Raw genomic sequence first — 25,187 nt, forward strand, 5'->3', positions numbered from 1 at the left:
TTCACTCGTGAGGCTTTGATATTTTTTACGTCCGGAGACGCTGATATCAATCCTGCGAGTGCCCACACAGATTGTCTGATAAATTGTTAAAGAGCATGCCGCGATTTCTCTAGCGGCGCGGGATGCGTATATTACGCTTTCCGCATTCTCAGTCAAGCATTTATTTTTGCTTTTCTGAAGGTTGCCTTGAAGGCCACCTCCTGAACACATCGCTTCGTAAGCCGTTGTTCCGTGTCAGTGGAGGCGCAGTATAGGGATTTCTTCGGGGCTGACAAGTGCTAATTTCAAATTAATTTCCGAGTGCTGATTTTTTCGTCGAAATGCCACTAAACTGCTAATTTTTCCAGCAACGGGAAGCCATAACGCTGCAAAATCGGTGACAATTTCGTCACTTCATCATCCATACGCGTACAGAACGCTAAATTCTGCCCGGACGAAACCGCCTGCGGTGCTTCATGCTCTAATAACCAAACGGTACGACGCGCGATAGCAGCGCCCGAATCCACCAACCTTGTCCCTTCAGGCAGTACCAATTGCAGCTCATCACGTAATAAAGGGAAATGCGTACAGCCGAGAACCACGGTATCGGGCGGCTCTTTCATACGTAGCCAAGGTTGCACGGCGCGGCGCACATCGGCCAACTCAACATCTTCGCCATGCAGCTTGGCTTCCGCCAGTTCCACCAGCTCAGCGGAACCGAGCATTTCGATTTTGCAGTCCCGGGCAAATTGCGCCACCAACTCATGTGTATAAGGACGTTTCACCGTGCCACGGGTGGCCAGCAATCCCACCACGCCGTTACGCGTCAGACGCGCAGCAGGTTTAATCGCAGGCACCACACCCACAACCGGGAATTCAAAGCGCTCACGCAGAGCCGGCAAAGAGATGGTACTGGCCGAGTTACAGGCGATGATCACCAGCGCAAGCGGGAAACGCTGAGTGATAGCCGTCACCACCGCCACTACACGCTCGACAATAAAGTCTTCGGATTTTTCGCCGTACGGGAAACCTTCATTATCGAAGGCGTAAAGATAGTGAAGATCCGGCAGTAGATGCCGGACCTCATCATAAACAGACAGCCCACCCACGCCGGAGTCAAACACCAGCACGGTGGGACGCAGATCAGAAGCTGTAGCTGGCGCTGAGGTAATACTCCGTTCCTGGAGTTGGATAGCCATACGCTGTCTCATAATCTTTATCGAACAGGTTGGCAATTCTACCACGAACGGTGAGCTGTGATGTGACCGGATACGAGACAGCGAGATCTACCGTGCTGTAACTCGGTAAACGGCGTTGCTCGCTGGCATATTCGCTGGTGTTGTTATCGTAGCGCTTACCAAAGTATTGGTAGATGACATCGATATCAAAGTCATACACCGTCATACCCAGCTGATATTTGGCCTGCTCACGCGCGCGACGCGCCAGCGTTTCTCCATCTGAATCACGACGAGCATCCAGATAACCCAAAGTGATCTGGTGATGAAGGAAGCTGGTATCAAAATCAGCGGTGGCTTCAATACCTTTCAGCGTAACAGCTTTTTCATTGTAATAGCCGCCATCAAAAGTCACAGGATCAGAAGCGTAGGTAATGAGATTGCTGACTTTATTGTGATACGCCGCAACACGCCAATTAAGCGGACCAGTTAAACCTTCCAGCGCGGCTTCCCACTGTTTTGATTTCTCAGGATTGAGATCGGGATTAGAGCTGATACCAAAACGCTTCAGGCCATATAGCTGTCCTAATGTCGGCGCCTGGAAACCCGTACCGTAAGAGAGTGATGCCTTGTAGCCCGGCACAAACTCCCAACCCGCAGCCGTTTGCCAGGTGCCATGACGGCCAAAGTCTTCATTATCATCGCCACGCGCTGAACCTTCGAGGGTGACATTGCCAAACTGCTGCTGAGCCGTCAGGTAAGCACCTGTGTTGTCTTGCTTGTAGCCATCTTCATCACGCGGTGCGCCAGAATAGAGTTGTCCAACCGAGCTCAGTTTCTGCTGCTGCCAATCCAGGCCCGCGCTGACCATGCCATGCCCCACCGCAAAGGTGTTGCCCCATTGCAGGTTGCGCTGCTCCATGTCATCCAGACTATTGGAATCCGCATAGCGGCCGTCAGATCCAACGTAGTTGTAGATTTTGTACTTTTGATAGCTGGCGGTCAGCTGCGAGGAGTAATCCTCTTTATTAAAGCGCAGACCGGTATCGAACGAGTGATTGTAGATCTGTTGCTCATCCTGACCACCGACGTAACCCGCATCGTAATCTGAGTTAGCGGCGTAACCGTAACCACGGAAGAAGCCAGAGAACGCATCATTAAACTTGTGATCAACGCCGGCCCAGAACGCCTTATTGCGCCAGCCATCACGGTCGCGATCGGTTGGCGATGTTGAGCCCGGCTGAACGTTGTAGCCATTGGTGGCCTGATAAGAACCCGCCACCGTTACGCGCGTCTGGTCCGTGACATTTTGATTGATGCCGCCGCTGTATTCCTGATACCCCTTCGAACCAAAGCCAGCCATCAGCGAGTTTTGATTATTCGGGTTTTGCGTAATGACATTCACCACGCCGCCAATCGCATCTGCGCCGTAAACGGCAGAGCGCGGGCCGCGAATAAACTCAACGCGCTGGATAATAGAAACAGGGATCTGGTTGAAGTCAGCAACGCCGGTGATACCCGGTTTAGAGAACGGCACGCCATCAACCAGAATCAGCGTGTGACGCGCTTCCGAACCTCGCACATACATAGAAGCGCTTTGTCCAATGCCGCCGCTTTGCGCGATATCCACGCCCGGCAAGCGACGCAACACTTCCAGCAGGTTCTTAGATTGCCACTGATCGATCTCGTCGCGGGTAACAACAGAAGTCGAAGCCAGCACCGACGAGACTGGCTGTGCGAAGCGGTTAGCGGTAACGATTTGCGTATCATCATTCTGCTGCGCGTAGCCAAATTGCGCCCAGAGAGACAACGCCGTTGCACTGAAGGCAAACAGCGAAGCATGTGTTTTTTTCATTGTTATAGCATCCAAAAGACGAAGCAGGATGCCGCACGACTACAACCAATAGCTCGCGATGGTCGTATGTATTGCGACGTCACACCGGCAGGTCTTCGGGCTGAGAATCATAAATGGTGAAAAACTTCCCATCCGGCAGGACAGTGTTTGTAAGTGCCATCACCACGACATTCTTTACCGCTGCGCGTCAGCTCCAGATTCACACTGGATTCCCTTTTAACTCAAGGAGGCCGGCAGGCGCAGTCTACGGCCAGGAAGGCCGGAAATCCAGACTTCCAGCCATCTTGTTTTCCGCAGGGCTGGACATCAGCAGTTGAATGCCTACAATCGCCCGGCAAGCCAGCTTATTACCAGGATTAAAGATGACACCCGAACAGCTCCCGATTGAACAATACGACGCGCAACTGGCGGAAAAAGTCAGCCGCTTACAGGCGATGATGGTGCCCTTTGCTGCGCCCGACGTGGAGGTGTTCCGTTCGCCGGTCAGCCACTATCGGATGCGTGCCGAATTCCGCATCTGGCACGACGGTGACGATCTCTACCACATCATCTTTGATCAACAGACCAAGCAACGAATCCGCGTCGATCAATTCCCGGCGGCCAGTGAATTGATCAACCAGCTGATGCCCAAACTGATCGCGGCGATCCGCGACAACCGCGCGCTGCGTTTTAAGCTGTTCCAAATCGATTACCTGTCGACGATGAGCAACCAGATCGTCATCTCGCTGCTCTATCACCGCAAGCTGGAAGAGGAGTGGACCGCCGCCGCCAGCGCCCTGCGTGACAGCCTGCGTGCCGAAGGCTTTGACGTGCAGCTGATTGGCCGCGCCACCAAAACCAAAATCTGCCTCGATCGTGATTACGTTGATGAACGCCTGCCGGTCGCCGGTAAAGAGATGATTTATCGTCAGGTGGAGAACAGCTTCACCCAGCCAAACGCGGCGATGAATATTCAGATGCTGGAGTGGGCGCTGGACGTGACGCAGGATTCGCGTGGCGATCTGCTGGAACTCTATTGCGGTAACGGCAACTTCTCGCTGGCGCTGGCGCGTAACTTCCGCCGCGTGCTGGCCACCGAGATTGCCAAGCCGTCAGTCGCGTCCGCGCAATACAACATTGCCGCCAACCAGATTGATAACGTGCAGATTATTCGTATGGCCGCCGAAGAGTTTACTCAGGCGATGACGGGCGTGCGCAGCTTCAATCGTTTAGAAGGCATCGACCTGAAGAGTTATCAGTGCGAAACCATTTTTGTTGATCCGCCGCGCAGCGGGCTGGATGAGGAAACTGTGAAGATGGTGCAGGCCTATCCGCGCATCCTTTATATCTCCTGCAACCCGCAAACGCTGTGCGACAACCTCGCGGTGCTGGGAGAAACGCATGATGTCACGCGTTTGGCGCTGTTCGATCAGTTCCCGTATACCCATCATATGGAATGCGGCGTGCTGCTGACGCGCAAGGCCTGATGAATCGGTCGCCATAAATGGCGACCCTACGGTTTGTAGGGTGCGCATTCATGCGCACCGAACAGCAGTCGAAGCCTTAGTTACGGTTTTTACGGCGGAAACGCATACCAATCCAGAACACCAGCGCCACCATCAGAATGGTCGGGATGAAGTTGGAGCCGATATCCGGATATTCAGCCCGCACAAGCGCGCTATAAACCAAAATACCCAGCAGGAAGAACGCCGCCGCCAGTGAAGGCATGCCGTCTGGCATATTGCGGTTGAGATAACGCTGATGCAAACACCAGGCCGCGAGGCCAAGCGCGATCAGCGGGAATATCGAAAAGGGGACAAACGTGCTGAACAGCACCGAAAAGGAGCCGTTGATCGCTAAACCGGTGATAAAAGCCAATAAAAGCGTTCCTTTATCGCGTGGGTTTTGCTCAATCATTTCATTATCCTTATCACATTACTCTTCGGGTTTTTCCAGGGTAACTGCCAGGCGCTCTTGCTCCCGGCGATACCAGTAATAAGCACCTTTGGCGATCATGCGCAGCTGCAGCACTAATCGATCCTCCAGCTTACGGCGCTGTTCAATATCAACGTCCAGCGCTTCGGCACCCGCGCTAAACACAATCGTTACCATTGCTTCGGCCTGCGCTTCGGTGAAGCTGCGCGGCATGCGATTTTCCAGCTCAAGGTAATCGGCCAGTTCGGCGATGAAGTGCTGAATCTCACGGGCAACGGCGGCACGAAATGCTGCCGAGGTTCCGGAGCGCTCGCGTAGTAAGAGCCGAAAAGCGTTGGGATTGTTCCCGATGAACTCCATAAAAGTTGCCACCGAGGTTTTGATGATGCTGCCGCCCTTGGCAATACGCTGGCGCGCCTGACGCATTAACTGGCGCAGCATCAAGCCGCTTTCGTCCACCATGGTCAAGCCCAGCTCGTCGACATCGCGGAAGTGACGATAAAATGAGGTCGGCGCAATCCCCGCTTCGCGTGCAACTTCGCGCAAACTCAGGCTGGCAAAACTCCTTTCTGCACTTAACTGACTGAAGGCAGCTTCAATCAGTGAACGTCGTGTACGTTCTTTTTGTAGCGCTCTGACGCCCATTTTCCCGGCCTTTTAGGTGATTTGGCAGGCACTATAACAAACTTTTCAGCGTACAGCGGTGCAAACTTTGTGAACGCCTGTGAACCTCACGCTTTGTCAAACTTCAGCAATTTACGCTGTTAGAATTCAGATGTGCGCGGCGAGATGTTAGAATCTCGTTGTAAAAATGTGATAAAAAAATAGGACGTACTGGTATGCAAAAGTCTTACGATTACGATGCCATTGTGATTGGCTCCGGTCCGGGCGGCGAAGGTGCGGCGATGGGGCTGGTGAAGCAGGGAGCGCGTATTGCAGTGATCGAACGCTACCACAACATCGGCGGCGGTTGTACTCACTGGGGAACCATCCCTTCCAAAGCCTTGCGTCACGCTGTCAGCCGTATCATCGAGTTCAATCAAAACCCACTTTACAGCGATCACACTCGACTCCTGCGCTCCTCATTCGCCGACATTCTCAACCACACCGAGAACGTGATCAGTCAGCAAACCGCGATGCGTCAGGGTTTCTACGAGCGCAACCGCTGTGAACTTTATCAGGGCGATGCCCGTTTTGTTGATGCCAACACCATCGAAGTGGAACAACCCGACGGTACCCGCGAGCGCTTAACCGCCGAGAAATTCGTTATTGCCTGCGGTTCTCGTCCGTATCATCCAGCGGATGTCGATTTTACCCATCCACGCGTTTACGATTCCGACTCCATCCTCAACCTGCACCATGAACCTGGCCACGTGATCATTTATGGTGCTGGCGTGATTGGCTGTGAATATGCCTCGATTTTCCGCGGCCTTAACGTCAAGGTTGACCTGATCAACACCCGCGACCGCCTGCTGGCGTTCCTCGATCAGGAGATGTCAGATTCCCTCTCCTATCACTTCTGGAACAGCGGCGTGGTGATTCGTCACAACGAAGAGTTCGAGAAGATTGAAGGCGTTGATGACGGAGTGATTATTCATCTTAAATCGGGCAAAAAAGTGAAAGCGGATTGCCTGTTGTACGCAAACGGTCGAACCGGTAACACCGATTCACTGGCGCTGGAGAACGTGGGACTGGAAGCGGATGGTCGTGGCCTGCTGAAAGTGAACAGCATGTACCAAACCGCGCTGCCGCATATTTACGCGGTCGGTGACGTGATTGGTTATCCAAGCCTGGCCTCTGCTGCTTACGATCAGGGCCGCATCGCCGCGCAGGCGATCATCAAAGGTGAAGCCACCGCGCATCTTATCGAGGATATTCCAACCGGGATTTACACCATTCCGGAGATCAGCTCCGTGGGTAAAACCGAACAGCAGCTGACAGCGATGAAAGTGCCATATGAAGTGGGCCGTGCGCAGTTCAAACATCTGGCGCGTGCGCAGATTGTTGGTATGCACGTCGGCAGCCTGAAGATTCTGTTCCACCGCGAAACCAAAGAGATTTTAGGGATTCACTGCTTTGGCGAGCGTGCTGCGGAGATCATTCACATCGGCCAGGCCATCATGGAACAGAAGAACGGCGGCAACACGATTGAGTACTTCGTGAATACCACCTTCAACTATCCCACCATGGCCGAAGCCTATCGTGTGGCAGCGTTAAACGGCTTAAACCGCCTGTTTTAACGAGGTATCCAGATAACCCTTCATGTGGGTTTTGATTGCTTCTGCCAACTGCTCATAGCGGCTGCGCAGAGGCGATCCTGGACGATAGACCAACGCGATGGTGCGCTGTGGAACAGGCTTGTAGCACGGCAAATAGCAGACGCCATCACGTTCGCGCTCATTCGGCACGGACAGCGCAGGCAGCAAGGTAATGCCGCTACCGGCGGCAACCATGTTGCGCAGCGTCTCCAGACTGGTGGCGCGGAAATGCGTGTCTTCATCGGCACCGGCTTCGAAGCAGAAGCCCATCGCCTGATCGCGCAGGCAGTGCCCATCTTCCAGCATCAGCAATTTCTCACCGGCCAGATCCGACATTGGAACGCGATCGCGATCGCGCCACGGATGATCGGCATACACCGCCAGCGTCATTGGCTCATCAAACAGCGGCACCTCAATAAAGGCTTCACTCTCTTTCACCAACGCCACGATGGCGCAATCCAGCTTGCCGCTGTCAAGCTGTGCCAACAGTTGCTGCGTCTGCGCTTCATGCAGGTACATTTCGAGTTTGGGGAAGGTTTTATGCAGCATCGGAATGATGTGCGGCAGCAGATACGGCCCGGTGGTTGGAATCAAACCAATGTGCAGCGGTCCAGACATCGCTTCGCCCTGTTGGCTCGCCATCTCCTTCAACACTTTCACTTCGCGCAGCACGGTTCGCGCTTGATCCACCAGCAACAGTCCAGCCTGAGTAAACAACACCTTACGGCTGGTACGCTCCAGCAGCATCACACCAAGTTCATCTTCCAGCTTACGAATCTGTCCACTTAAGGTGGGTTGGCTGACATGACATGCGTCAGCTGCACGCCGGAAATGGCGATGCTCCGCAAGTGAAACCAGGTATTCGAGATCACGAATATTCATTGAAATCCTCCAAACCACGATAGCCCGTGGCGATAGATAGAATAGCAATGAACGATTGGCCCTATCAAGGCGTGAGCGGGAATAATGCGCGCATCAAATGATCTGGAGCAGAACCTGCAAACTGCTTAAAACAAATCACTGTGCTGGCCGGGAGTGGCCTGCCCTTGATGATGTGCCTATAACAAAATGTAATTCCGAAGCTAGAGGTTGGCGGGCTACCGAAGAGGTGCCCGCTTTTTTTTGCGTTGGATTTATTGGTCGCCATGAATGGCGACTCTACGAAGAGATTAACCTAAACGCTTCTGCGCTTCGCCGATGGCGAAGGCGACCTGCTGAGGCGACACGCCACCCTGCGCATTACGCTTATCGAGACAGGATTGCAGCGACAGAATCGGATACACGTCATCCTCAATCACCGCACTGAACTGCTTTAACTGCGCCAAAGTCAGTGCTTCCAGCGCCACGCCCTGCTTGATCGCTTCCACCACGGTTTCACCGACAATGTGGTGCGCTTCGCGGAACGGAACGCCTTTTGCCACCAGATAATCGGCCAGCTCGGTAGAGTTGGCGTAGCCCTGCTCAGCGGCTTCCTGGCAACGTGGACGTTTTACCTGAATGCCATCCAGCACCAGCACCGACATATGCAGGCAATCGAGCCAGGTATCAAGCGCATCGAACAGCCCTTCTTTGTCTTCCTGCATATCTTTGTTGTACGCCAGCGGCAGACCTTTCAGCGTCATCATCATGCCGGTCAATGCGCCCTGCACACGGCCACATTTGCCACGGATCAGTTCCAGCGCATCCGGGTTTTTCTTCTGCGGCATCAGCGAAGAGCCGGAAGTGACTTTATCAGAGAGCTCAAGGAAGCCCGCTTCACCGGTGTTGAAGAAGATCAGGTCTTCGGCAAAGCGTGATAGATGCACCATACCAATCGAGGCGTCTGACAGCAGCTCCAGCACGTGATCGCGATCGGAAACGGTATCGAGGCTGTTACGCGTGGCAGAAGCAAAACCTAACCAGCCGGCCAGCTGCTGACGATCGATCTCGTAAGCGGTACCGGCCAGCGCGCCGCAACCCAGCGGACTGACATCCATACGCTTCAGTGCATCCTGCAAACGGCTCTCGTCACGCGCCAGCATTTCAACGTACGCCAGGCACCAATGCGCGAAAGTCACCGGCTGCGCACGCTGCAGGTGCGTATAACCTGGCATCACCGCGTCCTGATTGGCTTCTGCCGTGGCAACCAGCGCCAATTGCAGTTCGCGCGTTGCCTCCAGCAGCACGGCAACCTGCTCTTTGCACCACAGTTTCAGATCGGTCGCGACCTGATCGTTACGGCTACGGCCGGTGTGCAATTTCTTGCCCAGCGCGCCGACTTTATCGATCAGCTTGCCTTCCACCCAGCTGTGAATATCTTCCGCATCGCTTTGCAGAATCTGCTCAGGATTGGCGCGTACCTCGGCCAGCAGCTCATTCAACGCGCTTTCCAGCTGTTGCTGCTCTTCATTGGTCAGCACGTTGACCGTTACCAGCGCTTTTGACCAGGCAATCGAGCCGGTAATGTCCTGCTCGGCCAGGCGATAGTCAAAACGCAGCGAGTCGTTGAACTGTTTGAACCGTTGGTCTGCTGCCTGCGAAAAACGTCCGCCCCAAAGTGCCATCTGAATTACTCCTGAATCCGTTATAGAAAAGGCGGCCCGAAGCCGCCCTTGCAAATTATGTCGATTGCCGCGGTATTACTTCTTCTGCTCGTTCAGCGCGCGAATGCGTGAAGAGAGTGAGAACAAGCGGATAAAGCCGCCCGCATGACGGTGATCGTAAACTTCATCTTCGCCAAAGGTAGCGAACTCTTCTGAATACAGGCTGTTAGCAGAGGTTTTCTGAATCGCCGTGGCGTGGCCTTTGTACAGCTGCAATACCACTTCGCCGTTCACCTCTTCTGCCAGTGATTCAGCAGCGGCCTGGATGGATTTACGCAGCGGCGCGAACCAGCGGCCATCGTAAACCACGTAAGACATTTCATGGCCCAGCTGCTCGCGCCATTTGAAGCTATCGCGATCCAGCACCAGCTGTTCAACCGCACGCAGCGCATTCACCATGATGGTGCCGCCCGGGGTTTCGTAGCAGCCGCGAGACTTGATGCCTACCAGACGGTTTTCCACGATATCGATACGACCGACGCCGTGTTTCGCACCCAGCACGTTGAGTTTTTCCAGGCACTGGAACGGGCTCAGCTTCTCGCCGTTCACCGCGACAACGCGACCTTTCTCAACGGTAACGGTGACGTTTTCTGGCTGATCTGGCGCTTCCAGTGGATCAACGGTCCACACCCAGCAATCTTTGTTCGGTGCGTTAGCTGGGCTTTCCAGCACGCCGCCTTCGGTAGAGATGTGCCATGCGTTCTCATCACGGCTGTAGATTTTTTCCAGCGACGCGGTGGTCGGGATATTGCGCTCTTTCAGGTAATCCAGCAGCGCTTCACGTGAACGCAGGTCCCATTCACGCCATGGCGCAACCACTTTCAGCTGTGGTGCCAGCGCGGTGTAGGTGGTTTCGAAACGCACCTGATCGTTACCTTTACCGGTTGCGCCGTGGCACAGCGCATCTGCGCCGACTTTCAGTGCCAGCTCAACCTGCGCTTTGGCGATAATCGGACGCGCCATTGAGGTACCCAGCAGGTAAGTACCTTCATACAGTGCGCCAGTTTGCAGTACCGGATAAACGTATTCGCTGATGAACTCTTCACGCAGATCGGCCACGTGGCACTCAGACGCACCTGACTGCAGCGCTTTCTTCTCAACGCCTTCTAAATCTGCCGGATCCTGGCCAATGTTCGCCACGAACGCCACCACTTCACAGCCGCCGTAGTTCTCTTTCAACCATGGAATGATGGCTGAAGTATCCAGACCGCCTGAGTAGGCCAGAACGATTTTTTTGATGTTTTGCGTGCTCATGTCTTAATCCTTGATTATGCGAGAATCCGGGTGCCAATCGACACGCCGTTGAAAAGGGTTGGCAGTTGTTCAGCATGACGCCAGCTGGCGATATCGACCGGGCGACCGAGCGTGCGAGCGGCATCGAGCGCCGCGTTCACTTTCACGATCATGCCATCGGTGATGATGCCCTGCGCAATCAGCTGTTCCGCTTTCGCGGCGGTCATCTCTTCAATGCGTTGACCTTTGCCATCGAGAATGCCACTAACGTCAGACAACAGCACTAAATCGGCACCAATGGTCGCCGCCAGCGCGGTGGCCGCCTGGTCAGCGTTGACGTTCATCAACTCGCCGCCGTCGGTGATGCCAATTGAGCTGATTACCGGCATGTAGCCCGCCGCCAGCAGCGTGTTCACCAGCGCCGGATTGCCAGGCGTTGCGTTGCCAACGTGTCCCAGCTCTTCATCGAACTGCGCCACATTAACCAAACCGGCGTCGCCGAGGCACAAACCGACTGCGCCGATGCCATATTTCTTCGCCCACGCCAGCAGCGTTTTGTTGGCGGTACCGGCTAACGCACCGGTAATAATGTCAATCTGATCGGCTGGCGTCACGCGCAAACCGTTCTTCTTTTTCACCGGCAGCGCGAGCTTCTTCATCAGCTCGTCCACCACGCAACCACCGCCGTGCACAATGATCAGCGGACGCTGATGTTCATTGCGGTACGCCAGCAGGGCATCAAACAGACGGGCCAGCGCTTCTTCGCTATCCAGCAGCACGCCACCCAGTTTAATGATCAATGGATTCATTGCGTTATCCGTTCGTTAAATCAAAGACAGCGTTTCGGGGAAGCCGAAACGAATGTTCAAACACTGAACCGCCTGCGATGAGGCGCCTTTCAGCAGGTTATCTTCGGCAGCCACCACAATCAGGTGCTCGCCTTGCATGGCGAAGCCGATGTCGCAGAACGGCAAACCGACCACCGCTTTCAGCGCCGGTACGCCTTTGTCATACACGCGCACCAGCGGTTTGTCGTGGTAAGCGTTATGGAAAGCATCCGCCACATCCTGCTGCGTCACGCCCGCTTTCAGGCGGCAGGTAGTGGTCGACAAAATACCGCGCGGGAAGCTGCCCAGATGTGGCGTGAAGATCACCGGCGTACCGAGATGTGCCACGATTTCCGGGTGATGACGGTGATTAAACAGGCCGTACGGCTGCAAGCTCACTTCACAGAAGCTGGTGCCAACGTTGGCTTTGCGCCCTGCACCGCTCACGCCGCTGGTGGCGTTAATCACTGGCCACTGTGCATCGTTAAGCAAGCCCGCTACGATCAGCGGTTTCAGCGAAAGCTGGGCTGCGGTTGGGTAGCAACCCGGCACCGCAACCAGCTCCGCATCTTTGATTTTGTCGTGCTGCCATTCGGCCAGGCCGTAAACCGCCTTATCCAGCCAATCCTGATGCTGATGGCTGAAACCGTAATATTGGGTATAGAAAGCGTCGTCGTTTACGCGGAATGCGCCGGAGAGATCGAACACCACGCAACCGGCTTTGAGGAATTCAGGTGCCAGATCGTGGCTGACTTCATGGGCGGTGGCGAGGAACACCACATCCACTTTGTCGGCCCATTCAGCAGCATCGCTCAGCGGCTGCAGCGGCAAATCGACAATGCCTTTGAGCTGCGGATGCAAATCCGACAATAACTTTCCAGCATCCGGGCTTTGCGCTGAAACCGCCAAAGCGGTTATGTTCATATGCGGATGGCGATTCAGGTAGGTGGCAAGCTCTACGCCAGCGTAACCACTGGCACCAACGATCAGCGTATTCAACATCAGGCTGTATACCTTATTACAGTCACGTATCGGGTCGCGGCCTTGCCCCGTTGCCCAGAATGCCGTTTGCAGAAGATTTGATGCTTCACATGCAAGCGACGTTATTGTATTTTTATTCACTATTAATGCATGAATATTGATACATCCTAACCCAAGGACCGTCAACAGTGAAGACAAAATTACCACCTTTTATCGAACTCTACCGCCAGTTGATTGCCACGCCATCAATCAGCGCAACCGATAGCGCACTGGATCAGAGTAATGAAACTTTAATCAATTTGCTGGCCGGCTGGTTCCGCGATATTGGCTTCAGTGTAGAAGTGCAGCCGGTGCCTGGCACGCGACATAAATTCAACATGCTGGCGCGCAGTGGATTGGGCGCAGGCGGCCTGTTACTGGCCGGTCATACTGACACCGTTCCCTACGATGATGGCCGCTGGACGCGCGATCCCTTCACGCTGACCGAGCACGACAACAAGCTTTACGGCCTGGGCACCGCCGATATGAAAGGCTTCTTCGCCTTTATTCTGGATGCGCTGCGTGACGTTGACGTGACCAAACTCAGCAAGCCGCTCTACATCCTCGCCACCGCCGATGAAGAGACCACCATGGCGGGCGCGAAGTATTTCTCTGAATCAACGCAACTTCGTCCGGATTGCGCCATCATCGGCGAGCCAACCTCACTCAAGCCGGTGCGCGCGCACAAAGGTCATCTGTCGAATGTAATTCGTATTCAGGGACAATCGGGCCACTCCAGCGATCCATCACGCGGCGTCAACGCCATTGAGCTGATGCATGAATCCATTACCCAGCTGATGCAGTTGCGTAACACGCTGAAAGAGCGTTACAACCACGATGGATTTGCCATTCCTTATCCAACCATGAATTTCGGCCATATTCATGGTGGCGATGCCGCCAACCGCATTTGCGCCTGCTGTGAATTGCATATGGATATTCGTCCGCTGCCGGGCTTAACCCTGAGCGATTTAGATGGTCTGCTGAATGACGCGCTGGCACCGGTGAGTGCACGCTGGCCGGGACGATTAACCGTGGGCGAGCTGCATCCGCCAATTCCAGGTTACGAATGCCCGGCCAATCATGAGCTGGTGCAAGTAGTGGAGAAGCTGCTGGGCGTGCCAACCGAAGTAGTGAACTATTGCACTGAAGCGCCTTTTATCCAGCAATTGTGCCCAACGCTGGTTTTAGGCCCGGGATCTATCAATCAAGCCCACCAACCTGATGAGTTTATTGATACCGCATTTATCAAGCCGACTCATGCGCTTATCACTCAAGTCGTGCAGCATTTTTGTCATTGATGAACAACGGATGGGGCATTTCACTGTTAAATCAGCAAATTGCCCCGTCATTGTTCGGGATTTGATAATAAGAATAACTTATCTCGCTTCGCTGCAAGCAAATTCTTTGAATTTCCGCCATTTAGCAGCACATTTACGTAGATTTAAGGCAATTGACGTGCAGGAAGATACGTGGCTAGATAAAAGACGATGTTATGCCCGTGGGTAAATAATTCCCGTGGGGATATTTAAAAAGATGATGAGGGTGTCAGGGTCCAATGAACGAACAATATTCCGCAATGCGAAGTAATGTCAGTATGCTCGGCAAACTGCTCGGGGATACGATTAAGGATGCACTAGGAGAGAACATCCTCGACCAGGTGGAGACCATCCGTAAACTCTCTAAGTCATCCCGTGCGGGAAATGACACCCATCGTCAGGAACTGCTGACCACGCTGCAAAATCTGTCGAATGACGAGCTGCTGCCGGTGGCGCGTGCCTTTAGCCAGTTCCTTAATCTGACCAACGTCGCTGAACAGTATCAAACCATTTCCCGTAGCGGTGATGGCGCGAACCATCCTGAACTGCTGAAAAAGACTTTCGAGCGCCTGAAACAGCAAGGCGATATCAGCGAAGCGGCAATCCGTCAGTCGATTGAAGAGCTGTCGCTGGAGCTGGTGCTGACTGCGCACCCCACCGAAATTACCCGCCGCACGCTGATCCATATGCTGGGCGAAGTGAACAGCTGTTTACAGCAACTCGATCACAGCGACATTTCCGATTACGAGCGCACGCAGGTGATGCGCCGTCTGCGCCAGCTGGTGGCACAAGCGTGGCACACCGACGAAATCCGCAAATACCGTCCAACGCCAATCGATGAGGCCAAATGGGGCTTTGCCGTGGTGGAAAACAGCCTGTGGCAAGGCGTGCCCGCCTTCCTGCGTGAGCTGAACGAGCAAGTTGAAGAGACCTTTGGCATTAAGCTGCCGGTCGATTTCGTGCCGATTAAATTTACCTCGTGGATGGGCGGCGACCGTGACGGCAACCCGAACGTCACCGCACCGATTACCCGCCACGCGATGCAGCTGAGCCGCTGGAAAGCCGCGGACCTGTTCCTGCGCGATATCGGCGTGCTGGTTTCTGAGCTGTCGATGTCCGAATGTAGCGACGAAGTGCGCGAGCTGTGCGGCGATCCGGAAGCGCTCGAGCCGTACCGTATGGTGCTGAAGCGCATCCGCAGCCAGCTGATGACCACGCAGGCCTATCTTGGCCGCCGTCTGAAAGGCGAGCGCCTGCCGCGTCCGGCCGACCTGCTGGTCTCCAACGATCAGCTGTGGGAACCGCTGTTCGCTATCTATCAATCTCTGCAACAGTGCGGCATGGGCATCATCGCCAACGGCCAGTTGTTGGACACGCTGCGCCGCGTGAAGTGTTTCGGCGTGCCGCTGGTACGTATCGATATCCGTCAGGAGAGCACCCGCCATACCCAGGCGATTGCCGAAGTGACGCGCTATCTTGGCCTCGGTGATTACGAAAGCTGGTCAGAAGCCGATAAACAAGCTTTCCTGATTCGCGAACTGAATTCTAAGCGTCCGCTGTTGCCGCATCAGTGGGAACCGGGCGATGAGACGCGTGAAGTGCTGGATACCTGCAAAGTGGTGGCCGAAGCGCCGCAGGGTTCGATTGCTTCCTACGTGATCTCCATGGCGAAAACCCCATCGGACGTGCTGGCTGTGCATCTGCTGCTGAAAGAAGTCGGCATTCCTTACGCCATGCCAGTTGCGCCACTGTTCGAAACCCTTGATGACCTGAACAACGCCAACGACGTGATGACGCAGTTGCTGAACATCGACTGGTATCGCGGCTTTATCAACGGCAAACAGATGGTGATGATTGGCTATTCCGACTCGGCGAAAGATGCCGGCGTGATGGCCGCCAGCTGGGCGCAATATCAGGCGCAGGATGCGCTGATCAAAACCTGTGAGAGCGCGGGCATTACGCTGACGCTGTTCCACGGACGCGGCGGCTCAATTGGTCGTGGCGGTGCGCCAGCCCATGCTGCGCTGTTGTCACAACCGCCGGGCAGCCTGAAAGGTGGCCTGCGCGTGACCGAACAGGGCGAGATGATTCGCTTCAAATACGGTTTGCCAGAAGTCACCATCGCCAGCCTGTCGCTGTATACCGGTGCGATTCTGGAAGCCAACCTGCTGCCACCGCCGGAACCAAAGCGCGAATGGCAGGAGATCATGAATGGTCTGTCGGCGCACTCCTGTGCGATGTATCGCGGTTATGTGCGTGAAAATCCGGACTTCGTGCCCTATTTCCGCTCGGCCACGCCAGAGCAGGAACTGGGCAAATTGCCGCTGGGTTCACGTCCGGCTAAACGTCGCCCAACCGGCGGTGTGGAATCGCTGCGTGCTATTCCATGGATCTTCGCCTGGACGCAGAACCGCCTGATGTTGCCAGCCTGGCTGGGCGCGGGTGCCGCGTTGCAGAAAGCGATGGATGAAGGTCATCAGGATGAGCTGGAGAACATGTGCCGCGAATGGCCGTTCTTCGCCACACGTCTTGGCATGCTGGAGATGGTGTTCTCGAAAGCCGATCTGTGGCTGGCGGAATATTACGATCAGCGCCTGGTGGATAAATCACTGTGGCCACTCGGCAAGCAACTGCGCGATCAACTGGATGCGGATATCAAAGCGGTGCTGACCATCGCCAACGATGCGCATTTGATGGCCGACCAACCGTGGATTGCTGAATCTATCGCGCTGCGTAACGTCTATACCGATCCGCTGAACGTGTTGCAGGCTGAACTGCTGCATCGTTCACGTGCGCAAGAAGAGCGCGGTGATGAGCCAGATGCGCGTGTAGAACAAGCGCTGATGGTGACGATCGCGGGTGTTGCAGCGGGTATGCGTAATACCGGTTAATCGAGTGAAATGATGTGAAAAAGGAGCCAACCGGCTCCTTTTTTATTGTTTTACCGGTGCGCATGAACGCGCACCCTACAAAACCGGAAACCTGTAGGGTCGCCATTCATGGCGACCGCCAATCTTACGCCCCCATCGCCGGACGCACGCCCAACGTGTGACAAATCGCGTAACTCAACTCGGCACGATTCAGCGTATAGAAATGGAAATCCTTCACCCCTTCTCGCGACAGGATTTTCACCATGTCCATGGCAACGCTGGCACCCACCATTTTGCGCGTTTCCGGATCGTTATCCAGACCTTCAAACATCGCGCTCATCCAGCCAGGCACTCGCACATTGGTCATGGTGGCGAAGCGTTGTAACTGTTTAAAGTTAGAGACCGGCAGAATACCCGGCACAATTTCCACGTCGATACCGGTTGCGACACAGCGATCGCGGAAACGCAAGTAACTTTCCACGTCGAAGAAGAACTGGGTGATGGCGCGGTTAGCACCGGCATCAATTTTACGTTTCAGGTTGATCAAATCAGCCTGTGCGCTTTTCGCTTCGGGATGCACTTCCGGATAAGCCGCCACCGAGATATCGAAATCGCCGACGTCTTTCAGCAGTTCAACCAAATCCGAACCGTACATTTCCGGCTTGCCGCTGCCCGGCGGTAAATCACCGCGCAGTGCCACGATATGACGAATGCCGCTATCCCAGTAATCACGTGCGATAGCGCGCAGCTCATCACGCGTGGCATCGATACAGGTCAGATGCGGTGCCGCTTCCAGACCGGTGCGATCTTTAATGCCTTTAATGATGCTGTGCGTACGGTCGCGCTCGCCCGAGTTGGCACCGTAGGTGACGGAGACGAATTTCGGCTTCAGGCTGCTCAGTCGATCGATTGAGCTCCATAGGGTTTCTTCCATTTCACTGGTACGTGGCGGGAAAAATTCGAAAGAGACATTAATTTGCCCGTTCAGCTCAGCCAGACTTTGGTTCAACGCTTCGCGTTGATTGGCGTGAAAGAAACTCATCCTAATTACCTCGTCATCACATATCGATTATTTTGCGGCCTTCGAACATCCATACGTTTAGACGTCCAGATGCACAAAATGAACGATTCGCGCGCCAGCGTCAACAGAAAATTAATGTACGGGCGTGACAAATCTTCAATCAAGGTGAAAGCATTTCATAATGCGCGGGAGAAAATGAAGAGTGCAGACGGACGATGCCGCCTGCAGAGTGAGGCAGATTACAGCAGCTGTGCGAGGCGGTTGATATCCGATTGCAGCGCGCCCGCTGTTACATCCCGGCCAGCGCCCGGTCCGCGAATCACCAGCGGATTATCGCGATACCAGCGGCTTTCGATGGCAAACACGTTATCGCACGGCAGCAACGCGGCCAGCGGATGCTCGGGGCGTACCGCTTCCACGCCGACGCGCGCTTTGCCATTAGCATCGAAGCGCGCCACGTAACGCAGCACTAAGCCCATCTCTTGCGCCGCTTCCAGACGCTGCAGCATCTGGTCATTCAGCTCATCGGCGTTTTCGAAGAAGTGATCAATCGACTCACCGTCGCAAATCGCCGGCACCAGCGATTCGACACGTACCTGATCCGGCTCGATATCGTAGCCCGCTTCACGCGCCAGAATCACCAGCTTGCGCATTACGTCCTGCCCGGATAAATCAACGCGCGGGTCCGGTTCGGTCAGGCCTTGCTGCCACGCCTGATCGACCAGCTCGCTAAACGGCACCGTGCCGTCAAATTGCAGGAACAGCCAGGAGAGCGTGCCGGAGAAAATGCCGCTGATCGCCAGAATGCTATCGCCGCTTTCGCGCAGATCGCGCACCGTGTGGTTGACCGGCAAACCGGCACCGACGGTGGCGTTATACAGCCAGTGACGACCGGTTTTGGCGAAAGCATCACGCACCTGACGCCAGCTTTGACCGCTGGATGCACCAGCAACCTTATTGGCGCTGATAACGTGGAAGCCGTGGCTGGCAAAATCGTGATACTGCTGCGCCAGCTGCTCGCTGGCAGTGACGTCCAGCACCACTAAATCATCGAACGGGTGCGCACGCATCCACAGGAACAGCGACTCTTCATCACGCTCTACCGCTTCATCATCAAAAAACGCCAATGCGCGGCTGGCTTCCAGGCCGTCGTAGCTCAGCAAGCTGCGGCTGCTGTCTGCGACGCCCGCCAGCACATACTCAAATCCCGTACGCGCCGACAATGTTTCCTGCTCGCGGGCAAACAGCTCCAGCCAGCGTGAACCGATGTTGCCTTTACCGAACAACATCAGGCCGATGCGTTTTTCTGCGCGGAACAGCGACTGATGCAGTCCCTGAATCAGGTGCTGCGTCGGGCCAACGCGCAAGACCGCCACGATGCTGATGTGATCTTCCGATTGCCAGACAAATTCCACCGGCTGATCTTTGATTTGCTGCCAGAAGCGATGGCTGTGCAGCGGATTACGCGTCACGCCTGCGCCCACCAGCGCCACCAGCGCTAAGCCGTCGCGCAGCTGCAGATGGCCCGGCAGTGCGGCATCCTGCAACAGGTTGAAGGCGCTATTCACTACTTCCGAGGTGTAACACAGCTGCAGCAGGCGACGATCGGGATGTACACCAATCGCCAGCGGACGCAGCTGCGCGCGCTTCAGTAACAGATCGATCTCTTTCTGCTGCGTTTTGAAATCGTGATTGTCGGGGATTTGAATCTCCACCAGACACACATCATCGTGGCTGGTGACGATACGCGCGCCGGTGCCAGATGCCAGCACGCGTTCAATACGCGTCGAGCCTTGCTCCGGTTGATAGCTGCAACGCAGCTGCAAATCGATGTCGCTGTTGGAAACCGGCTGCAAGGTGCGGGTGTGCAGCACCGGCGCAGCCAGACGCGCTAGCTCGCTGGCTTCATCAAGACGCAGCAGCGGCAGCAGACACGCATCAGAAACTTTACGCGGATCGGCGCTGTAAACGCCCGCCACATCGCTCCAGATGGTCACGCGACCGACGCCCGCCAGCGCACCAATTTGCGTAGCCGAGTAATCCGAGCCGTTACGACCGAGCAGTACGGTTTCACCCGCTTCGCTGCGGCTGATAAATCCGGTCACTACCAGACGCTTATGCGGATGCTGTGTTAACAGCTCCTGCAACAGCGGCCAGGATTTGCCTTCATCAACCTGCGGCTGCGCGGCACGTTCAGCACGCAGGAAGTCACGCGCATCCAGCCAGGCAGCTTCGATCTCGCGCTGGCTCAGCACTGCGGCCATCAAGCGTGCCGACCAGATTTCACCGTGCCCTACCACTTCCGCATACACCGCATCGGTGATGGTGCCATCGAGCAGCGCCGCCAGTCTTTCCAGATCGCGGATAAAGGAAGACGTCAGGGTTTCGGCATATTCAGCAGGCAGCAGCGCAGCAATTAACTCGCTGTGAAAACGCCGTAAAGCCTGTTGCACCTGATGGGCAGATAAGCGATCGCTCTGGCTCAATTTCAGCCAGCTGATCAACTGGTTAGTGGTGCTGCCAGCGGCAGAGACCACCATTAAGTCGCCTGGCTGGCTGTAATCCGCCATGATGCTGGCCACGCGCTGATAGCAACGTGCGTCGGCCAGGCTACTGCCACCAAATTTATGCAACTGCTTGACCGGCGTTCCCGCGCCCACTGAACTCGTCATGATTACTCCTCGGCTGCGATCCGGAATGCATTATCCAGATCGGCGATTAAATCTTCGTGATCTTCAATCCCAACAGAAATACGCAGCAGTGTTTCCGAAATTCCCGCTGCCGCGCGCGCTTCTGCAGACATGCCGGCATGCGTCATGGTTGCGGTATGCGAAATCAAACTCTCTACGCCACCGAGCGATTCGGCTAGCGTGAACAGCTGCAGCGCTTTCAGGAAGCGGCGCAGGCGAGCCTCATCGGCATCGATTTCGAAACTCAGCATGGCACCAAAGCCACGCTGCTGACGTACCGCAAACTCATGACCGGCATTTTCCGGCAGAGACGGATGATACAGTTTTTTCACCAGCGGTTGTTGCTTCAGGTAATCAACAATCGCCAATGCATTGCGTTGTGCTGCCGCAATGCGCGGTGACAGCGTGCGCAAACCGCGCAGCAGCAGGTAGCTATCAAACGCTGCGCCGGTTACACCAATATTATTCGCCCACCACGCCAGATCGGTGGCCATCGCCGGATCTTTCGAAATCACCGCACCCGCTACCACATCAGAGTGACCATTCAGGTATTTGGTGCAGGAGTGAACAACCAGATCGGCACCCAGTGCCAGCGGGTTTTGCAACGCCGGGCTGAGGAAGGTGTTGTCCACCACGCTAATGGCGCCCGCTTCACGCGCGGCGGCGCAGATGCTGGCGATATCCACCACGCGCAATAAAGGATTGCTTGGGCTTTCAACCAGCACCAGTTTTGGCTTCTCGGCCAGAGCAGCGGCCAGCGCAGCTTTGTCGCCCTGATCGACAAACTTAACGCGATACGCACCGCGCTTGCTCAGGCTATCGAACAGACGATAGCTGCCGCCGTAACAGTCGTGTGGCGCCACCAGCAGATCGCCCGGCTTCAGGAACACGGTTGTCACCAGATGAATCGCCGACATGCCGGTATTGGTTAATACCGCGCCTGCACCACCTTCCAGCTCTGCCAACGCGCGCTGCACCACATCACGCGTTGGGTTACCACGACGTGAATAGTCATGCGCACGCGGCTCATTGAAGTCGAGGAAGTTATAGGTGCTGGAGAGATGAATCGGTGGGACAACGCAGCCATATTGCTCGTCATCATTCAAACCGCTACGTACTGCGATGGTTGCCTGTTTACGCGTCATGGTGCTTACTGTTCCTGAAGAAAAAGAAGAGCAACAGAATAACATTCCGCACATAGACGTCAATACATCTGGACATCTAAATGTCTTTGCGTATAGATTGAGCAAATCATCAATAACCGCTAAAATTGTCCGTCATCGCCTGGTGTTCAGCGCGCTTTCCTTTGCAGAAGCGGTGCTCAAGCATAAAACCTGCGGTTTAAGGGGTCAGGCATCGAAAAATCGGGCATAATCAACGGATTTCCCCATATTCAACTTTTATTGATTAAGGTAACCCATGGCTGAATGGAACGGCGAATATATCAGCCCTTACGCTGAACATGGCAAGAAGAGCGAGCAGGTTAAGAAAATCACAGTTTCTATCCCGCTGAAAGTGCTGAAGATTTTAACGGATGAGCGCACCCGCCGTCAGGTGAATAACCTGCGTCACGCCACCAACAGCGAACTGCTGTGTGAAGCCTTTTTGCATGCTTTCACCGGGCAGCCTCTGCCGAACGATGTCGATTTGCGTAAAGAACGCAGCGATGAGATTCCGGAAGAAGCGAAACAGATTATGCGTGAAATGGGCATCGATCCCGATAGCTGGGAATACTGAAGCCAGAAATAAAAAAACCCAGCCGAGGCTGGGTTTTTTCTTGCTGCCGAATCGCGAAGATTCGACGGCCAAAAATCTTATTTCTTGCTTGCTGGCACGCTGAAACGCTTGTTGAAGCGATCTACACGGCCACCGGTGTCAGCAATACGCTGCTTACCAGTGTAGAACGGGTGGCATTTGCCGCACACGTCCAGGTTCAGACCAGAAGCCATGGTTGAACGGGTGTTGATCACGTTACCGCAAGAGCAAGTCATGGTTACTGCTTCGTACTTAGGGTGAATACCTTGTTTCATGGGAGAACCTCATAAAAGGCCGTGTCGCTCTCCGTGCCAGGCTTAGCCTGCACAGCACCACACGCGGTTGAACATTAAGTGTATGCTCCGACAAGCGATCTCATCGAAGGCGGCATAGTATACAGAAATTAACCGGTTTTAGCAAATAGCCGCTTCCTAATTAGGCGTGTACACTACTTCTCCTTAATTCAGAACTGGATAGAGATTCAGATGCCCGTTGTTCAGGTTGCCCTACCCGTTCCGCTACCTCGCCTGTTTGACTACTTGCTGCCTGCCGATGCGCCGCAGCCGGTGGCGGGCGGGCGCGTGAATGTGCCGTTCGGCAATCGCAAAATGATCGGCATTGTGGTCGGCACGCGCGAGACCAGCGATCTGCCACTGACGCAGCTCAAGCAGATAGAAAGCGTGCTTGACGATCAAAGTCTGTTCTCGCCCGCCCTGTGGCGCATTTTGCATTGGGCCGCCACCTATTATCATTCTCCGCTCGGCGAAGTGCTGAGCCATGCGCTGCCGGTGCTGCTGCGTCAGGGCAAACCGGCGCAGGAAGCGCCGCTGTGGCAATGGGTGATTAATGATGCTGGCCGTGAAGTGGCGATGGAAAGTCTGAAGCGCGCGCCGAAACAGCAGCAAGCGCTGGCGATGCTGCGTCAGCGACCGCTCTATCGTCATCAGGTCAGTGAACACGATTTTACCGATGCCGCGCTGCAAGCGTTGCGCGCTAAAGGCTTGTGCGATTTGCGTGAACATACGCCGCAGATGCACGACTGGCGCACCAGCTTTGCCGTTAAAGGTGATCGCCTGCGCCTGAATACCGATCAGGCGATGGCGGTGGGCGCGATGCGCAGTGAAGACGATCACTATGCGCCGTGGCTACTGGCCGGCATTACCGGTTCGGGCAAAACCGAGGTGTATCTCAGCGTGCTGGAGAACGTGCTGGCACGCGGCAAACAGGCTTTGGTGCTGGTGCCAGAAATCGGCCTGACACCGCAAACCATCGCCCGCTTCCGCGAGCGCTTTGATGCGCCGATTGATGTGCTGCACTCAGCGCTGAATGACAGCGAACGCCTGGCCGTCTGGCTGCGCGCGCGCAGCGGCGAAACCGCGATTGTTATCGGCACACGCTCGGCGCTGTTCACGCCGCTGGCGCGTCCCGGCGTGATCATTATTGATGAAGAACACGACAGCTCGTACAAACAGCAGGAAGGCTGGCGCTATCAGGCGCGCGATCTGGCGGTGTTCCGCGCGCATGAGGAAGACATTCCGATTGTGATGGGTTCGGCCACGCCGGCGCTGGAAACCCTGCACAACGTGCGCGTCGGCAAATATCGCCAGCTCAATCTCACCAAACGCGCGGGCAATGCTAAACCGGCGTTGCAGCAGCTGATCGATCTTAAAGGCCAGCAGCTGAAAGGCGGGCTGGCACCGGCGCTGCTTGGCAAAATGCGCCAACATCTACAGGCCGACAATCAGGTTCTGCTATTCCTCAATCGCCGCGGCTTCTCTCCGGCGCTGATGTGCCACGATTGCGGCTGGCTGGCGGAGTGTCAACGCTGCGATAGCTACTACACGCTGCACCAGAACCATCGCCAGCTGCGCTGCCACCATTGTGATAGCCAGCGCCCGCTGCCGAATCAGTGCCCGAGCTGTGGTTCGACGCATTTGATGCCGGTTGGCGTCGGCACCGAACAGCTGGAACAGCAGTTGGGCACGCTGTTCCCCGGCGTGCCGGTATCGCGCATCGATCGCGATACCACCAGCCGTAAAGGTGCGCTGGAGCAGCATCTGGCCGATGTGCATCGCGGCGGCGCGCGCATTCTGGTGGGCACGCAAATGTTGGCGAAAGGCCATCACTTCCCGGATGTCACGCTGGTGTCGCTGCTCGATGTCGATGGCGCGCTGTTCTCTGCTGATTTCCGTGCCGCCGAGCGCTTCGCTCAGCTTTACACGCAGGTCGCAGGCCGCGCCGGTCGTGCCGGCAAACAGGGCGAAGTGTTGCTGCAAACCCATCATCCGGAACATCCGCTGCTGCAAACCTTGCTGCATCGCGGCTATTTCGCTTTTGCCGATCAAACGCTGCTGGAGCGTCAGTCGGTTCAGCTGCCGCCGTGGACCAGCCATGCGCTGTTCCGCGCTGAAGATATGGATAACCAACAGGCGGCGGAATTCCTTACTCAGCTGCGCAATTTGCTGGAAGCCAGTCCGCTAAAAGATGAGGCGATGTGGCTGATGGGGCCGGTTCCGGCATTGGCACCGAAACGCAGCGGACGCTGGCGCTGGCAGCTGCTGTTGCAGCATCCATCACGCAAACGTCTGCAACAGCTGCTGAACGGATCGCTACCGCTGATCGCCACCTTGCCTGCGTCGCGCAAAGTGAAATGGACGCTGGATATCGATCCCACTGAGAGCTAAGCCGCGCC

At 55.4% G+C, this 25,187-nt stretch carries 19 protein-coding genes and 1 riboswitch; of the genes, 6 read left to right on the plus strand and 13 right to left on the minus strand.

The window, feature by feature from the left end; all coding sequences use genetic code 11:
* Nucleotides 1-326: 326 nt before the first annotated feature.
* Nucleotides 327-1,178: a glutamate racemase gene (gene murI / locus BM323_RS21110; RefSeq protein ID WP_008109644.1), complete on the minus strand. Its 852-nt coding sequence runs from the start codon at nt 1,176-1,178 to the stop codon at nt 327-329.
* A complete protein-coding gene (btuB, locus tag BM323_RS21115) occupies nt 1,123-3,009 on the minus strand; it encodes a TonB-dependent vitamin B12 receptor BtuB (protein WP_008109645.1) in 1,887 nt (628 codons plus the stop codon). The genes murI and btuB overlap by 56 nt, the downstream gene beginning before the upstream one ends.
* Before the next feature lie 68 nt (nt 3,010-3,077).
* Nucleotides 3,078-3,259, minus strand: a riboswitch (cobalamin riboswitch).
* A gap of 112 nt (nt 3,260-3,371) precedes the next feature.
* On the opposite strand from btuB, the gene trmA reads away from it, so the two are divergent.
* Entirely contained in the window at nt 3,372-4,475 is a 1,104-nt protein-coding gene (gene trmA, locus BM323_RS21120; RefSeq protein ID WP_008109646.1) for a tRNA (uridine(54)-C5)-methyltransferase TrmA, read from the plus strand.
* 76 nt (nt 4,476-4,551) lie between these two features.
* On the opposite strand, the gene BM323_RS21125 is transcribed toward trmA, so the two are convergent.
* Nucleotides 4,552-4,905 carry a YijD family membrane protein gene (locus tag BM323_RS21125; protein WP_008109647.1) on the minus strand — a complete coding sequence of 118 codons (354 nt, stop codon included), beginning with the start codon at nt 4,903-4,905 and terminating at the stop codon, nt 4,552-4,554.
* An 18-nt stretch (nt 4,906-4,923) separates the two neighbouring features.
* Entirely contained in the window at nt 4,924-5,568 is a 645-nt protein-coding gene (gene fabR, locus BM323_RS21130; protein WP_008109648.1) for an HTH-type transcriptional repressor FabR, read from the minus strand.
* A 194-nt stretch (nt 5,569-5,762) separates the two neighbouring features.
* Here fabR and sthA point away from each other — a divergent pair, with 194 nt between their 5' ends.
* Entirely contained in the window at nt 5,763-7,163 is a 1,401-nt protein-coding gene (gene sthA / locus BM323_RS21135) for a Si-specific NAD(P)(+) transhydrogenase (RefSeq protein ID WP_008109650.1), read from the plus strand.
* On the opposite strand, the gene oxyR is transcribed toward sthA, so the two are convergent.
* From oxyR to argC, 5 genes are all read right to left on the minus strand, one after another.
* Entirely contained in the window at nt 7,146-8,063 is a 918-nt protein-coding gene (gene oxyR, locus BM323_RS21140) for a DNA-binding transcriptional regulator OxyR (RefSeq protein ID WP_008109652.1), read from the minus strand. The genes sthA and oxyR overlap by 18 nt on opposite strands.
* Before the next feature lie 287 nt (nt 8,064-8,350).
* A complete protein-coding gene (gene argH / locus BM323_RS21145; protein WP_008109653.1) occupies nt 8,351-9,724 on the minus strand; it encodes an argininosuccinate lyase in 1,374 nt (457 codons plus the stop codon).
* Between the two features lie 75 nt (nt 9,725-9,799).
* Nucleotides 9,800-11,017, minus strand: a complete 1,218-nt coding sequence (locus BM323_RS21150; protein ID WP_008109655.1) for an argininosuccinate synthase — start codon at nt 11,015-11,017, stop codon at nt 9,800-9,802.
* A gap of 14 nt (nt 11,018-11,031) precedes the next feature.
* The gene (gene argB / locus BM323_RS21155; RefSeq protein WP_007885411.1) at nt 11,032-11,805 is read right to left on the minus strand and encodes an acetylglutamate kinase; all 774 of its coding nucleotides are present in this window, start codon (nt 11,803-11,805) and stop codon (nt 11,032-11,034) included.
* Between the two features lie 15 nt (nt 11,806-11,820).
* Nucleotides 11,821-12,825, minus strand: coding sequence for an N-acetyl-gamma-glutamyl-phosphate reductase (gene argC, locus BM323_RS21160; protein ID WP_008109657.1), 1,005 nt, complete (start codon nt 12,823-12,825; stop codon nt 11,821-11,823).
* 167 nt (nt 12,826-12,992) lie between these two features.
* Here argC and argE point away from each other — a divergent pair, with 167 nt between their 5' ends.
* Together argE and ppc are read left to right on the plus strand one after the other, a co-directional pair.
* On the plus strand, nt 12,993-14,141 hold the full coding sequence (gene argE, locus BM323_RS21165; RefSeq protein WP_008109659.1) for an acetylornithine deacetylase: 1,149 nt from the start codon (nt 12,993-12,995) through the stop codon (nt 14,139-14,141).
* A gap of 257 nt (nt 14,142-14,398) precedes the next feature.
* On the plus strand, nt 14,399-17,050 hold the full coding sequence (gene ppc, locus BM323_RS21170) for a phosphoenolpyruvate carboxylase (protein WP_091004295.1): 2,652 nt from the start codon (nt 14,399-14,401) through the stop codon (nt 17,048-17,050).
* A 124-nt stretch (nt 17,051-17,174) separates the two neighbouring features.
* Here ppc and metF read toward each other — a convergent pair whose 3' ends face one another.
* From metF to metB, 3 genes are all read right to left on the minus strand, one after another.
* Nucleotides 17,175-18,071, minus strand: a complete 897-nt coding sequence (gene metF / locus BM323_RS21175; protein WP_008109661.1) for a methylenetetrahydrofolate reductase — start codon at nt 18,069-18,071, stop codon at nt 17,175-17,177.
* A gap of 218 nt (nt 18,072-18,289) precedes the next feature.
* A complete protein-coding gene (locus BM323_RS21180; RefSeq protein ID WP_091004298.1) occupies nt 18,290-20,722 on the minus strand; it encodes a bifunctional aspartate kinase/homoserine dehydrogenase II in 2,433 nt (810 codons plus the stop codon).
* Between the two features lie 2 nt (nt 20,723-20,724).
* Nucleotides 20,725-21,885 (minus strand): cystathionine gamma-synthase, encoded by a 1,161-nt coding sequence (gene metB, locus BM323_RS21185; RefSeq protein ID WP_008109665.1) that lies wholly within the window; start codon nt 21,883-21,885, stop codon nt 20,725-20,727.
* A 274-nt stretch (nt 21,886-22,159) separates the two neighbouring features.
* On the opposite strand from metB, the gene metJ reads away from it, so the two are divergent.
* Complete coding sequence (gene metJ / locus BM323_RS21190) at nt 22,160-22,477, plus strand: met regulon transcriptional regulator MetJ (protein ID WP_007885403.1); 318 nt, start codon at nt 22,160-22,162, stop codon at nt 22,475-22,477.
* 77 nt (nt 22,478-22,554) lie between these two features.
* Here the strand turns inward: metJ and rpmE are convergent, their stop codons facing one another.
* Complete coding sequence (rpmE, locus tag BM323_RS21195; RefSeq protein ID WP_007885402.1) at nt 22,555-22,770, minus strand: 50S ribosomal protein L31; 216 nt, start codon at nt 22,768-22,770, stop codon at nt 22,555-22,557.
* Between the two features lie 210 nt (nt 22,771-22,980).
* Here rpmE and priA point away from each other — a divergent pair, with 210 nt between their 5' ends.
* Nucleotides 22,981-25,179: a primosomal protein N' gene (priA, locus tag BM323_RS21200; protein WP_091004301.1), complete on the plus strand. Its 2,199-nt coding sequence runs from the start codon at nt 22,981-22,983 to the stop codon at nt 25,177-25,179.
* Nucleotides 25,180-25,187 lie beyond the last annotated feature (8 nt).

This window comes from Pantoea sp. YR525 (genome assembly GCF_900116775.1).
Lineage (GTDB): Bacteria > Pseudomonadota > Gammaproteobacteria > Enterobacterales > Enterobacteriaceae > Pantoea > Pantoea symbiotica.

Bases quoted from the DNA above. Each gene is read 5' to 3' on its own strand.
- murI (WP_008109644.1), bottom strand. From the start codon at position 1,178: ATGGCTATCCAACTCCAGGAACGGAGTATTACCTCAGCGCCAGCTACA.
- btuB (WP_008109645.1), bottom strand. From the start codon at position 3,009: ATGAAAAAAACACATGCTTCGCTGTTTGCCTTCAGTGCAACGGCGTTG.
- trmA (WP_008109646.1), top strand. From the start codon at position 3,372: ATGACACCCGAACAGCTCCCGATTGAACAATACGACGCGCAACTGGCG.
- BM323_RS21125 (WP_008109647.1), bottom strand. From the start codon at position 4,905: ATGATTGAGCAAAACCCACGCGATAAAGGAACGCTTTTATTGGCTTTT.
- fabR (WP_008109648.1), bottom strand. From the start codon at position 5,568: ATGGGCGTCAGAGCGCTACAAAAAGAACGTACACGACGTTCACTGATT.
- sthA (WP_008109650.1), top strand. From the start codon at position 5,763: ATGCAAAAGTCTTACGATTACGATGCCATTGTGATTGGCTCCGGTCCG.
- oxyR (WP_008109652.1), bottom strand. From the start codon at position 8,063: ATGAATATTCGTGATCTCGAATACCTGGTTTCACTTGCGGAGCATCGC.
- argH (WP_008109653.1), bottom strand. From the start codon at position 9,724: ATGGCACTTTGGGGCGGACGTTTTTCGCAGGCAGCAGACCAACGGTTC.
- BM323_RS21150 (WP_008109655.1), bottom strand. From the start codon at position 11,017: ATGAGCACGCAAAACATCAAAAAAATCGTTCTGGCCTACTCAGGCGGT.
- argB (WP_007885411.1), bottom strand. From the start codon at position 11,805: ATGAATCCATTGATCATTAAACTGGGTGGCGTGCTGCTGGATAGCGAA.
- argC (WP_008109657.1), bottom strand. From the start codon at position 12,825: ATGTTGAATACGCTGATCGTTGGTGCCAGTGGTTACGCTGGCGTAGAG.
- ppc (WP_091004295.1), top strand. From the start codon at position 14,399: ATGAACGAACAATATTCCGCAATGCGAAGTAATGTCAGTATGCTCGGC.
- metF (WP_008109661.1), bottom strand. From the start codon at position 18,071: ATGAGTTTCTTTCACGCCAATCAACGCGAAGCGTTGAACCAAAGTCTG.
- BM323_RS21180 (WP_091004298.1), bottom strand. From the start codon at position 20,722: ATGACGAGTTCAGTGGGCGCGGGAACGCCGGTCAAGCAGTTGCATAAA.
- metB (WP_008109665.1), bottom strand. From the start codon at position 21,885: ATGACGCGTAAACAGGCAACCATCGCAGTACGTAGCGGTTTGAATGAT.
- metJ (WP_007885403.1), top strand. From the start codon at position 22,160: ATGGCTGAATGGAACGGCGAATATATCAGCCCTTACGCTGAACATGGC.
- rpmE (WP_007885402.1), bottom strand. From the start codon at position 22,770: ATGAAACAAGGTATTCACCCTAAGTACGAAGCAGTAACCATGACTTGC.
- priA (WP_091004301.1), top strand. From the start codon at position 22,981: ATGCCCGTTGTTCAGGTTGCCCTACCCGTTCCGCTACCTCGCCTGTTT.